Origin of the sequence: Chryseobacterium scophthalmum, assembly GCF_900143185.1 — a bacterium.
Lineage (GTDB): Bacteria > Bacteroidota > Bacteroidia > Flavobacteriales > Weeksellaceae > Chryseobacterium > Chryseobacterium scophthalmum.
Genome location: NZ_FSRQ01000001.1, coordinates 299,256 through 311,416 on the forward strand (window position 1 = coordinate 299,256; position 12,161 = coordinate 311,416).

Sequence of the window (12,161 nt, forward strand, 5' to 3'; positions counted from 1 at the left end):
AACAATTTTAACCGATGCTTTTTTCATTGAAACTAATTTAAAAAATAAATGGGAACTAAAAATGAATGAAGGATGATTTTTTAACAATCAACTTATCTATTTAATAATTATTTTCTGACTGTAAGATTTAAAATCTCCCGATTTAATATTGATGTAGTAAACTCCTGCAGGAATTCCCGAGATGTTAATACTATTTTCAGAATCGAATTTTGTTTCGTCTAAAACTTTTCTTCCTTCGGTACTGAAAATTTCAGCAATATTGTTATTACCCTTTAATCCATCCACAAAAATTCTTTCTGATGCAGGATTTGGATAAACTCTGACTTGACTGAATGTAGCATCCTGAACTCCTAAAGTTGTTGTTTTAATCTTGTAAATTTTACCATTATTTACAGCAGCTACATAAAGTTCTTTAAGATTGTCTTGTCCGAAAGTTGAAAAATTATTTCCGGTAAAAGGTGTCGTCCAAGAAATTGAATTGTTAGGATCCATTGTACCGATTTGCGAAGAACAGTAATCTGCAAAAAAGTATTTTCCCTGTAAAGAAGGATTTTGTGTTCCACGATAAACATAGCCTCCGGTAATGGAACATTTGTTTCCGGAATGATCATAAACAGCTACTGGAAACGTCATCGTTGAAGAAGCTGCACAACCGCTTGTATTGTAATCATTATTTCCTTCATAACATCTCCATCCATAATTAATTCCAGCCTGCGTTATCGGCATTCTGTTGATTTCTTCAAATAATCCTTGTCCTACATCAGCAATCATTACGTTTCCGCTGGTTAAGTCAAAAGAATATTTCCACGCATTTCTTAAACCGTAAGACCAAATTTCATCTGAGCCATCTACACCAATAAAAGGATTTCCGGTAGGAATATTGTAAGCTCCTGCAGAATTAATATCAATTCTTAAAAGCTTTCCTAATAATGAATTTTTGTTTTGAGCATTATTATTGGGATCACCACTACTTCCGCCGTCGCCCGTTACAACCCACAAATTTCCGTCAGGAGCAAAATGGATGCTTCCACCATTATGATTGGCAAAAGGTTTTGGAATATTTAAAATAATTTTTTCTGAATTAGGATCAGCAGTATTCGGATTGGTTGTATTCACAGAATACCTTGCTACGATAATATTTCCGGCTGTGTTGTTATAATACACGAAAAAATAGCCGTTAGTAAGATATTGTGGATGGAAAGCTAAGCCTAAAAGACCTCTTTCTCCACCGAAATTTATTTTATTGCTAATATTAAGAAAGTCTGTAACATTCACGGTTCCGTTGGGTTGTATGATCTTAATGATTCCATTCTGTTGTACTACGAAAAGACGGCTGTCGTTTGCGTTGGTAATCTCTACGGGACTTGTAAGCCCGGTTGCAAATTCTTCCAGAACAAAACTTTGAGATTGTACTGTTAAGGAAGAGAATAATGCTATTGAAAGTAATAGTCTTCTCATAATATTTTGAAATTTAAGGTGTTGTAAAGTTCAAATGAAAATTTCGTACCAATACTTATTTTTAATATTTAATAAAATTAGCCATAAAATATCATTAAAATAAGATTGCCGATATATCTGAAAATAAACCATTTCTGTTGCCAAAAGTTCATAAAATATCAATAAAATCATTATATTTGCCGACTTAATTTAACGTAGTTATAACAAAATGCAAGGAAAAGGACTTATTACAATTGTTGCTATTGTACTAGGGTTAATTTGCTTAAATGAGCTATTACCAACCTGGTACGCCGGCAAAATTGAATCGCAAATCGAAGCTGCGAACGGAAACGAGAAAGAAATCCAGAGATTAAAGGATGAAACTTTAAATCTTGGGTTTACAGAACTTTCTTATGCTAAGGCAAAAGACAAAGAAATGAAGCTAGGTCTTGACCTGAAAGGGGGGATCAACGTTCTTTTGGAAATCAATCAGAGAGATTTGGTGAATGATTTAACTAATTATTCTACCAATCCTATTCTTATTGAGGCTCTTAACAGAACAGATGAAGCTCAGAAAAACTCTACAAAATCTTATATCGACAATTTCTTTGTTGAGTTTGATGCCGTAAACAAAGCAAAAGGCGCAAACCTTAAACTTGCAGATCCTGAAATCTTCGGAAACACTAATCTTTCTGAGATTAAATTCAACACCACTGATGAGCAGGTAAAAAGCATCGTTAAGAAAAGAATTGATCTTTCTGTAGGTACAGCTTTTGAAGTAATCAGAACCAGAATTGATAAATTGGGAGCTATCCAGCCAAACGTACAGAGAGTTCCGGGAACGGCAAGAATCTCTGTAGAAATGCCGGGTATGAAAGATATCGATAAGGTAAAGAAAATGCTTCAGACTTCTGCAAAACTTCAGTTTTGGGAAGTACAGCAGTTTGCTGAGGTTGCACCTTATTTCCAGACTTTAAGTGCTACAGTTGCTGCAAAAGGTGACTCTATGGGAGTTGCTAAAAATACTAATTTCCTAAACTTAATGCAAGGAGGGAAATCTGGAAGCATGAGCTCTGTAGGAAGTGTGAAACTGACAGATACTGCAAAAGTAAACAAGATCTTAAACAGTAAAATTGCGCAGTCTTTACGTCCTGCAAATATTAAATATACCCAGTTTATGTGGGGTTACAAGCCAGAATCTACAGATGAAAAAAGCTTGGTTCTATATGCTGTAAGAGGTAATATCAACCAAAAAGCTCCGGTAGACGGTGCTGTAGAAACTGCAAACATCGGTTACGATGAATTGAGTAGAGTAGTGGTAGATATGCAAATGGATTCTAAAGGTGCTAAAGATTGGAAAACTCTTACTGAGAAAAACGTAGGAAAACCGGTTGCTGTAACTTTAGATAACAGGGTATATACTGCGCCAAATGTACAGGGTGCAATTCCTAACGGTAGAACTCAAATCTCTGGTAACTTCTCTCAGGAAGAAGCTAAAGAATTGGTAGACGTTTTAGGAGCGGGTAAATTACCTGCAGGTGCAAAAGTAGTACAGGCTACACAAGTAGGTCCATCTTTAGGACAGGAGTCTATTGATGCAGGAGTGATGTCATTCTCTATCGCATTCTTAATCATTATTGCATATATCATTTTCTACTACGGTTTAGCGGGAGTTTATGCAGTAATTGCAATGATCATCAACTTATTCTACATTTTCGGAATTATGGATTCCGGAGACTTTACATTAACGCTTCCTGGTATTGCGGGTATTGTACTTTCAATGGCGATGGCGGTAGATACCAACGTAATTATTTACGAAAGAACGAAAGAAGAATTATTTGCAGGTAAAAATATTCTTGAAGCGTACAAAGATGGTTTCAAACATGCATTGAATGCAATTATTGATGGTCACTTAACGATGATTTTGACGGCGGTAGTATTGTTCTTCTTCGGAACAGGTCCTATCAAAGGATTCGCATTGACGTTATTGATTGGTGCTGTAATGACATTGTTTACCTCAATCTTACTTTCAAGAGTAATGATCTTCCATAGATTAAATAAAGGTAAAAGTCTTTCAGTTTGGACTCCTCCAACGAAAAACTTATTCAGAAATACTTGGATCGATTTTATTGGAAAAAGAAAATATTCATATATTCTTTCTGCAATTTTAACGGTAATCTCTTTAGGATCAATTTTCGTTAACGGATTTAAATTTGGTATCGATTTTACGGGTGGTAGAAACTACGTTGTAAGATTTGATAAAGAAGTAAATGCAGAAGATATTGAAAATGGTTTGGTTAAAGTTTTCACGACTCAGGATGGTAAAAACTCTTCTGTAGAAGCTAAAACTTTCGGAAACAACAATCAGCTTAAAATCTCTACAGATTACCTTATCAATGACGAATCATTGAAAGCTGACCAGACTATTGAGCAAAAACTATTTGAAGGTTTAAAACCAAACCTTCCTGCAAACATGACTTTAGAAGAATTTAAATCTGCAGATACAGATCACGCAGGTATTATCTCTTCTGAAAAAGTAGGACCTTCTGTTGCTGATGATATTCAGACACACGGTACTCTTGCAGTTGTTGCTGCTTTGGCGGGTATTTTCATCTATATTTTGGTGAGATTTAGAAAATGGCAGTTTTCATTGGGTGCTGTTGCGGCACTATTACATGATGCGATCATTATCTTGGGTGCGTTCTCGTTATTCCATTCGGTAATGCCTTTCAACATGGAGGTTAACCAAGATTTTATCGCGGCAATTCTTACAGTATTGGGTTACTCAATCAACGATACCGTAATTATCTTCGATAGAATTAGAGAATACCTGAGAGAGAAGAAAGCGCTTACTTTATCAGGATTGTTTGATGATGCAATTTCTAGTACTTTAGGTAGAACGTTCAACACTACATTTACCACTTTACTTGTAATTCTTGCGATCTTCATCTTTGGTGGAGACAACTTGAGAGGATTTATGTTTGCATTGTTAATCGGTATTGGATTTGGAGCTTATTCATCCATCTTCATTGCATCGGCAATTGCTTACGATTTCCTTAAAACAGGAAAAGAAGAAGACGTACACGGTAAATCTTCTTCAGATAAAGAATTGCTTGCTACAAAGTAATATCAACTACATTAAATATATTAAAGAGCCTTTCAAACGAAAGGCTCTTTTTTTATGACTTTTAAATTTGATTAATGATTATCCGCTTTTTGTCATATTAAAAAAATCTTTGTGTGCTTATCTAAGTGAAATCGAAGATTAGACGAAGTCAAACGCATTTGCGAGCTTAAAAACAGCGAATTGTTTAAAGAAATCTTTGCGCTCTTTGCGTTAAAATTTTTATTATGATGTAAAACGGATATGCATAATTTGATTTTAATTAAAACTAAAACAGTTATTCCATCAACCAAAAACCATCAACTATCAACCAACAACAATTCATTAATTTAACACGAATATTTTTCCCGATTTCCTTATTTTTGCAACAACAATGGAAAATTCAAAAAAGAAAGCAGCAATGAGTTTTATATTTATCACATTGCTGATAGATATAACGGGATGGGGAATCATCATTCCTGTAGTTCCGCAACTGATCAAAGAACTGATTCATGCAGACATCAGTGAAGCTGCAAAATATGGAGGCTGGCTCGGTTTTGCTTATGCTTTCGTTCAGTTTGTTTTTTCTCCGGTTGTAGGAAATTTGAGTGACAAATTTGGGCGAAGACCGATTATTTTGATTTCACTTTTTGGTTTTGCCATTGATTATATTTTGCTTGCTTTGGCTCCAACTATTTTATGGCTGTTTATAGGAAGAATCATTGCAGGAATTACCGGAGCGAGTGTTACTACAGCAAGTGCATACATTGCCGATATTTCTACAGATAAAGACAGAGCTAAAAACTTCGGTTTAATTGGTGCCGCATTTGGCTTAGGTTTTATTATTGGTCCAGTTTTAGGAGGTGTTTTAGGTCATTATGGAGCAAGAGTTCCGTTTTATGCTGCAGCAGGCTTATGTCTTTTAAATTTCCTTTATGGTTATTTCATCCTTCCTGAAAGTTTAGATAAAGATAAAAGGCGCGAGTTTAGCTGGAAACGTGCAAATCCTGTAGGTTCATTCAAGTTTTTAGGGAAACATCCTGAAATTTCAGGTTTAATCTTTGCTTTAATTTTAATTTATATTGCTGGTCATGCAGTACAAAGTAACTGGAGTTTCTTTACAATGTATGAATTTGACTGGACAGAAAGAATGGTCGGTATTTCTTTAGGTGTCGTCGGTCTTTTGGTAGGTTTGGTTCAAGGAGTTTTAATCCGATGGACAACTCCAAAGTTGGGCGAGCAAAAAAGTATTTATTACGGATTGATATTATACGCAATAGGATTGCTGCTGTTCTCATTCGCATCTGAAGGTTGGATGATGTTTGTCTTTTTAATTCCTTATTGTCTGGGTGGAATTTGCGGCCCTGCTTTGCAGTCTGTGATTACAAAATCGGTTCCTTCAAACGAACAGGGAGAATTGCAGGGAGCTTTAACCAGTTTAATGAGTGCAACATCCATTATAGGTCCACCTGTAATGACCAATTTATTTTACTTTTTCACCCATGATGAAGCGCCATTTAAGTTTTCCGGAGCACCTTTCTTTTTAGCATTTATATTGATGTCTGTAAGCGTTGTGATTACTTATTATGCTTTTCAGAAAAATAAATCTTAAAATTTATTTAAAATTAAACATATCATATTTTATATATATAATCTTTTGTAATTTAGCACCATGGAATTAAGCATTGGAGAAATGGCACTTATTGCCATTGCAATTGTAGTTTTATTTGGTCCGGATAAACTACCCCAAATTGCTCGCGACCTTGGAGCGGGAGTGAGAAAAATGCGTGGCGCAGTAGAAGACATCAAAACTGAGATCATGAAAGAGACAGATAATCCTGTTTCTGAAATAAAGCGTGAAATCGAAAAAGTGAAAGATGCTGCAAAAGATTTTAACCCGATGAAGAACATCGAAGAAAATATTTTAAAGGAACAGCCTTCTGCAACCGAATTACCAAAAGTAAAACCTGCAGATGATGAAACTTACGAAGGACCGGTAAGCCGTTAAAATATGGAAGAAATTATTCAGGAAGATAAAAATCTATTCCTTTATCTTAACAATTTAGGGGATACTCCTTTTGACCAGTTTTGGATGATGATTTCTGCAACCTGGATCTGGGTTCCGTTGTATGTGATTCTCTGTTATCTTCTGTACAAAAATTTCAAATTAAAATCTCTGCTGTATATTCTCCTTTTCATTGCAATTGGAGTGACTGTTTCTGATCAGGTTTCAGGGATTTTTAAATATGGTGTTGCAAGATTGAGACCTTGTCATGACCCTTCACTTCAAAACGTTATGCGTATTGTAAAATGTGGCGGGCAATATGGTTTTTACTCTGCACATGCTTCAAATACTTTCTTTTTAGCAAGCTATTTAAGTTTTTTATTGAAAGATAAACTTAAATGGTTTCCTTATGCTATATTTGTCTGGGCTGCAGTAGTAGCGTACAGCCGTATATATTTAGGAGTACATTTCCCGGTAGATATTTTGGTAGGGGCGTTTGTTGGAACTTTATTGGGAGGGCTTTTTGCTATGCTCGCAAAAAAAGTAATCAATAAACAAACTATAAACCCATGAAAAAACATTTACTCGTTCTTAGCGTAGTACTTACATCTCTTAACTTTCTGTCTGCTCAGGATAAAAAAATAGCTGAAGAATGTTTTAAAAAAGCCGATTACCAATGTGCTGAAGAGCAATATTCAAAATTGGTGCTTTCGGAACATATTCAGAAATATCAGTCAGACTATTACGTTAATTTAGGAACTTCACAAAGAAGATTAGGCAAAACAACTTTGGCTTTTAAATCTTATGAATCTGCTTTAAAATCAAATCCTAAATCTATTGCTGTTTATGAAAATTTGGCATCTTTACATAATCAAAAAGGAAATCGTACCAAAGCTTTAGAATACGCCAATACAGGAGTAATGCTTGAACCTGAAAATGCTGAAATTTATTTAATTCGATCTAAGATTTACAATAATTTAGGTAAAAAAGATTTGGCGATGGCAGATCTAAAACAAATTCTCACTTTTGCTCCCGACAATATTTTGGCAAGAACAGCATTAGCCAATCTTAAAAAAAATAACGGAGATCTTGAAGGTGCTCTTAAAGATTACAACCTAATGCTCACTGAGAAACCTGAGTCTTTGCTTTACAATGGAAGAGCAGATGTTTATCTGAAAATGAAAAAATCAAAAGAAGCTTTAGCAGACATCAATAAAGCCATTTCTATTGATCCTAAATTTTCGCAGTCTTATGTCACAAAAGCAACCATTTTGTTTGAATCTGCAAAAGATAAAGAAGCTTGCTCCAATCTAGATAAAGCGGCTGCATTGGGTCACGAAAAAGCTTTATTGACAGAGTTTGCAGGAAAATGTACGAAAAAATAGACTTATTTTTTAAAGAAATATATCTTTTCGTTTCTTAGCTGAGTGAAATCGAAGATTCGACGCAGTCAAACGCCTTTGCGAACTTAAAAACGTTTATAATTAAATAAAATCTTTGCGAGCTTTGCGTTAAAAAATTAAGCTCTAATTAAATTAAAAAATTCATGTTAAATATTGTTCTTGTAGAACCAGAAATCCCTAATAATACCGGAAATATCGGAAGATTGTGTGTAGGAACCGAAAGCAGATTACATTTAATACATCCTTTTGGATTTTTGATTGATGATAAAAACCTGAAACGGTCAGGTTTAGATTATTGGGTTCATCTCGATGTTACAGAATATGAAAATGTTGATGAATGGATGAAAAATATTCCCGACTTGTCTCGTGTGTTTCTGATGAGTTCACATGCTGAAAAATCTTATTTGGAAATTGATTTTCAGGACGGAGATTGGTTGGTTTTCGGAAAAGAGAGTAAAGGTTTGAGTAAAGATGTTTTAGACCGTTTCGAAAATCATTTGACCATTCCAATGTCTAAATTGATAAGAAGCTTTAATATCGCCAATTCGGTTGCATTTGTAGTAGGAGAGGCGAAAAGACAGATCACCTTAAAAAAATAGTTTTACAAATGTTGTAATTTTATTTTGGATCTAAAATTTAATGCTTATCTGCAATTTCTCTGTTTGCCTTTGCGTTCAGTTATGGATCATTAATAAAAACGGATATACCTAGAAATTGTAAATTATAGTTAAATAATAATAAAATTTAAATTTTATTAAAAGCCTTGTGTATATTTGTAAAATATCACTTAGTAAAGAATTATTTAAATTATGAAAACACTTTCTAGACTTATTTTATCAACAGCTTTTGTAATGACCTTAGCAATTTCGAATACTGCTTTTGCTCAGGAAACTAAAAATGAACTTGCTATCAATACCAATTCACTATTAGGAAATACGGTTAAAAGACACGAAGCATCTCCTGAATTAAAAACTACTACTCTTATTCTTATTAATAAAAATGAAAGCTCACTTGAAGCTCTTAAAGAACTTAAAGGGGAGGATGTAAAAGGGGTAAAAGTACTTTTAGATGATTCTGTAAAGAAAAAGTTCAGAGAAAAAGGGATCAAAGAAATTATTTCGGTTACTACAAAATAGTTAATCGTTATGATATGGTTTTCCTTGTAAGATCTGATCGGCTCTGTAAAGCTGCTCAACAATAAAAAGCCGGATCATCTGATGCGTAAATGTCATTTTAGATAATGACATTTTTTCGTTGGCCCTGCTGTAGATCTCATCCGAAAAACCATACGCTCCACCGATCAGAATGTGAACTTTTTTCACTGAAGAATTCATCCAGAAATCTATTTTGTTTGAAAATTCGCGGCTGGTAAATTGTTTTCCTTTTTCATCAAGAAGAATGACCAGATCATTTTTATCGATTTGATTTAAAAATAATTTGGCTTCTTCTTTTTTGAGAAGATCCGAAGAAAGATTTTTGGCATTTTTTACATCCGGAATTTCTGTAATCTCAAAATTCCAGTGTTTTGGAAGGCGGGTAAGGTAATAACCGATTAAAGATGTAATTTCTTTGTCATCTGTTTTCCCAATACAAACTAAACTGATTCGCATTTCTTATATTTGCTAAGCGCAAATATACTTTATGGCTTTAAAAATTCCTAAATTTATCGTGAAATTTCAAGAATTTCTAGACGACATCCATCTTCCGGTACTCGGAATATCGCTTTGGCAGATGTTTCAAATCTATATTTCAGGAATTTTTAAAGGTAATATAGGACGAAAAGCAGCCAGTATTTCATGGAGTTTTACCTTAAGTTTATTTCCTTTTTTACTCTTCTTACTTTCGGTAATTCCGTATATGCCACATTATGATAAGCTTCAGTTCTATATTTTTGAAGTTTTAATGCATAATATTTTCCCGTCTAATATCGAAGGAGATGTAAGAAATTATATTGAAGATAATATTATCCCAAACATGAAGGGAATCAGTAATTTAACGATTCTTGTAGCTCTTGTTTTTGCCACAAACGGTACTTTCTCTTTAATTAATGGATTCAATGAAAACTCAGAAGAAAAACTGACTGATGTAAAAGAATTTATTCTTTCTTTTTTTATTACGATTGGTTTCGTAAGTATCATATTTTTAGCGCTTTTCGGGGTTTATTATGTGGAAGTTGTACTCAAACTGTTTACACCGTCTTATGACGTTTCCTGGCTCGTAAGAAACCTTTCTAAAATCATTGGTTTTGTATCGTTTCCGCTCTTTTATTTTATCCTTTTGGCGATGTTTTATTGGTTGGGAACGGTAAAGATTATCAGATTCAGACAGGCGATTCCTGGAGCAATTCTTACGACTGTTTTGTTTGTTGTTACCACGTATTTCTTTGCTTTATATGTGAAGAATATTGCCCGTTATAACGTACTTTACGGTTCCATCGGAAGTATGATTTTATTGATGGTTTGGGTGAATGTAAATGTTTATCTTTTGCTTTTCGGGAACGAACTGAACATGGCATTGAGAAAATTAAGAATAGAAAAATTGCTTTCAGACGAAATAAAAAGAGAGGCGAAAAATTATCATTCTCAAAATTCTGAACCTAATCTGGAAAGTGATGATGAACACAAAAGACCTTATGAGAAAAAAGAAAGCTAGAATGAAATGTATTTCAACAGTATTGATGATAATGTCTCTTTTGACTTTACAATCGTGTGAAGATGTTGTCGATCAGATTTATGAAAATAAACAAGAACAGAATGCTGTTTCACCATACCGAGGAACTTACACAGGAACTTATACCGGAGATGTGAATGGAAACCTGATCATTAATGTTAGTGAAAAAGGCACAATAGAAATAACAAGAAACACCCTGAATTCTAGCGAAAGCTATCTTACAGGTTTTATCAATGCATCTTTCAATACCACCAACAGAGCGCCATCAGGTTTTATGTTGATTGGTAATCTTAATTCGAAGATGGGGACTTGGGAAATGGGCAGCCTTAAAGGAAATTGGACCGTTAAGAAGAACTGATCTTCCTGTGTTTTTTTACTCTCTTTTTCTTTGCACTGAAATTTAAAATCAAATATCCGGAAACTGCAGCGATAAATGAAGCAATCAGAATGGCAAATTTAGCTTCATCCTGAAAAGATATTTCATGTTTAAAAGAAAGCAGGGCGATGAATATTGACATTGTGAAGCCTATTCCCGCTAAAAGACCGACGCCGATCATCTGATTCCATGAAGAGCGTTGTGGAAGTGAACTGATTTTTAGTTTTATGGCAATTAATGAGAACAGATTAATTCCTATCAGTTTACCCAAAACAAGTCCGCCAATTATTCCCAATCCTAAACTGTTGAATAATCCATCGACCATACTGCTGTTAAAGGCAATATTAGTATTGGTCAATGCGAAAATCGGCATGATAATAAAGCTTACCGGGAAATGCAGCGAATGTTCAAGTTTTTCTAAAGGTGATATTTTTGTTTTAGAAACATTAGTTGGAATCGTAAAAGCCAATAAAACTCCTGCAATCGTTGCGTGAATTCCTGAATGATGCAGGAAATACCATAAAAATATTCCCGGAACGATATAGAAAATCAGTTTTGTAACTTTCAGGTAATTTAAAAGAAATAAAACCGCAACAATACCGAAAGAAAGCAAAAGATAGATCCAGTGAATTTGTTCGGTATAAAAAATCGCAATCACCAAAATAGCACCCAAATCATCTACAATTGCCAAAGCTGCCAGAAAAATCTTTAGCGAAGCCGGAACTTTTTTTCCCAACATTGAAATAATGGCCAACGAAAAGGCAATATCGGTCGCCATCGGAATTCCCCATCCGTTGCCGTAATCCGTTCCGAAATTAAATGCAGTATAAATAACCGCAGGAACCAACATTCCACCGATTGCTGCGAAAATTGGTAGCGAAGCATTTTTAAAAGATGAAAGTTCGCCTTCTACCAATTCTCTTTTAATTTCCAATCCCACTAAAAGAAAGAAAACTGCCATCAAACCATCATTTATCCAAATACTTATAGGATATTTTAAATGTAAATCTTCAGAACCTAATTGAAAATCTAAAAATTGCTGAAAACCAGTTCCTAAGGATGAGTTTGCAATAATTAATGCAAAAACCACACATAAGATGAGTAAAACTCCGGATGATTGATTGCTTTGAAAAAATTTTTTAAAATACTGGGTCAGCATCATTTTTT

12 protein-coding genes are annotated in these 12,161 nt (G+C 34.3%); 9 read left to right on the forward strand and 3 right to left on the reverse strand.

Annotated features, from left to right (window positions below; translation table 11 throughout):
* Positions 1-96 precede the first annotated feature (96 nt).
* Positions 97-1,458, reverse strand: a complete 1,362-nt coding sequence (locus tag BUR17_RS01250) for a PQQ-dependent sugar dehydrogenase (RefSeq protein ID WP_074228193.1) — start codon at positions 1,456-1,458, stop codon at positions 97-99.
* 208 nt (positions 1,459-1,666) lie between these two features.
* On the opposite strand from BUR17_RS01250, the gene secD reads away from it, so the two are divergent.
* From secD to BUR17_RS01285, 7 genes are all read left to right on the forward strand, one after another.
* Entirely contained in the window at positions 1,667-4,564 is a 2,898-nt protein-coding gene (gene secD, locus BUR17_RS01255) for a protein translocase subunit SecD (protein WP_074228194.1), read from the forward strand.
* A 370-nt stretch (positions 4,565-4,934) separates the two neighbouring features.
* Positions 4,935-6,152, forward strand: a complete 1,218-nt coding sequence (locus BUR17_RS01260) for a TCR/Tet family MFS transporter (RefSeq protein WP_074228195.1) — start codon at positions 4,935-4,937, stop codon at positions 6,150-6,152.
* A 60-nt stretch (positions 6,153-6,212) separates the two neighbouring features.
* Entirely contained in the window at positions 6,213-6,548 is a 336-nt protein-coding gene (locus BUR17_RS01265; RefSeq protein ID WP_074228196.1) for a Sec-independent protein translocase subunit TatA/TatB, read from the forward strand.
* A gap of 3 nt (positions 6,549-6,551) precedes the next feature.
* Positions 6,552-7,118, forward strand: a complete 567-nt coding sequence (locus tag BUR17_RS01270) for a phosphatase PAP2 family protein (RefSeq protein WP_074228197.1) — start codon at positions 6,552-6,554, stop codon at positions 7,116-7,118.
* Positions 7,115-7,930 carry a tetratricopeptide repeat protein gene (locus BUR17_RS01275; protein WP_074228198.1) on the forward strand — a complete coding sequence of 272 codons (816 nt, stop codon included), beginning with the start codon at positions 7,115-7,117 and terminating at the stop codon, positions 7,928-7,930. The genes BUR17_RS01270 and BUR17_RS01275 overlap by 4 nt, the downstream gene beginning before the upstream one ends.
* Before the next feature lie 161 nt (positions 7,931-8,091).
* Positions 8,092-8,547: a tRNA (cytidine(34)-2'-O)-methyltransferase gene (locus BUR17_RS01280; protein ID WP_074228199.1), complete on the forward strand. Its 456-nt coding sequence runs from the start codon at positions 8,092-8,094 to the stop codon at positions 8,545-8,547.
* Between the two features lie 210 nt (positions 8,548-8,757).
* Entirely contained in the window at positions 8,758-9,084 is a 327-nt protein-coding gene (locus tag BUR17_RS01285) for a hypothetical protein (RefSeq protein ID WP_074228200.1), read from the forward strand.
* Here BUR17_RS01285 and BUR17_RS01290 read toward each other — a convergent pair whose 3' ends face one another.
* Entirely contained in the window at positions 9,085-9,558 is a 474-nt protein-coding gene (locus BUR17_RS01290) for a 23S rRNA (pseudouridine(1915)-N(3))-methyltransferase RlmH (protein ID WP_074228201.1), read from the reverse strand.
* Positions 9,559-9,589: 31 nt separating this feature from the next.
* Here BUR17_RS01290 and BUR17_RS01295 point away from each other — a divergent pair, with 31 nt between their 5' ends.
* Both BUR17_RS01295 and BUR17_RS01300 read left to right on the forward strand, forming a co-directional pair.
* Entirely contained in the window at positions 9,590-10,600 is a 1,011-nt protein-coding gene (locus tag BUR17_RS01295; protein ID WP_084550335.1) for a YihY/virulence factor BrkB family protein, read from the forward strand.
* Position 10,601: 1 nt separating this feature from the next.
* Entirely contained in the window at positions 10,602-10,976 is a 375-nt protein-coding gene (locus BUR17_RS01300) for a hypothetical protein (RefSeq protein ID WP_143747504.1), read from the forward strand.
* On the opposite strand, the gene nhaA is transcribed toward BUR17_RS01300, so the two are convergent.
* Complete coding sequence (gene nhaA, locus BUR17_RS01305) at positions 10,963-12,156, reverse strand: Na+/H+ antiporter NhaA (protein ID WP_074228203.1); 1,194 nt, start codon at positions 12,154-12,156, stop codon at positions 10,963-10,965. The two genes, BUR17_RS01300 and nhaA, sit on opposite strands and share 14 nt — an antisense overlap.
* Between the last annotated feature and the right edge of the window lie 5 nt (positions 12,157-12,161).

Bases quoted from the DNA above. Each gene is read 5' to 3' on its own strand.
- nhaA (WP_074228203.1), bottom strand. From the start codon at position 12,156: ATGATGCTGACCCAGTATTTTAAAAAATTTTTTCAAAGCAATCAATCA.
- BUR17_RS01265 (WP_074228196.1), top strand. From the start codon at position 6,213: ATGGAATTAAGCATTGGAGAAATGGCACTTATTGCCATTGCAATTGTA.
- BUR17_RS01275 (WP_074228198.1), top strand. From the start codon at position 7,115: ATGAAAAAACATTTACTCGTTCTTAGCGTAGTACTTACATCTCTTAAC.
- BUR17_RS01285 (WP_074228200.1), top strand. From the start codon at position 8,758: ATGAAAACACTTTCTAGACTTATTTTATCAACAGCTTTTGTAATGACC.
- BUR17_RS01300 (WP_143747504.1), top strand. From the start codon at position 10,602: ATGAAATGTATTTCAACAGTATTGATGATAATGTCTCTTTTGACTTTA.
- BUR17_RS01280 (WP_074228199.1), top strand. From the start codon at position 8,092: ATGTTAAATATTGTTCTTGTAGAACCAGAAATCCCTAATAATACCGGA.
- BUR17_RS01290 (WP_074228201.1), bottom strand. From the start codon at position 9,558: ATGCGAATCAGTTTAGTTTGTATTGGGAAAACAGATGACAAAGAAATT.
- secD (WP_074228194.1), top strand. From the start codon at position 1,667: ATGCAAGGAAAAGGACTTATTACAATTGTTGCTATTGTACTAGGGTTA.
- BUR17_RS01260 (WP_074228195.1), top strand. From the start codon at position 4,935: ATGGAAAATTCAAAAAAGAAAGCAGCAATGAGTTTTATATTTATCACA.
- BUR17_RS01250 (WP_074228193.1), bottom strand. From the start codon at position 1,458: ATGAGAAGACTATTACTTTCAATAGCATTATTCTCTTCCTTAACAGTA.
- BUR17_RS01295 (WP_084550335.1), top strand. From the start codon at position 9,590: ATGGCTTTAAAAATTCCTAAATTTATCGTGAAATTTCAAGAATTTCTA.
- BUR17_RS01270 (WP_074228197.1), top strand. From the start codon at position 6,552: ATGGAAGAAATTATTCAGGAAGATAAAAATCTATTCCTTTATCTTAAC.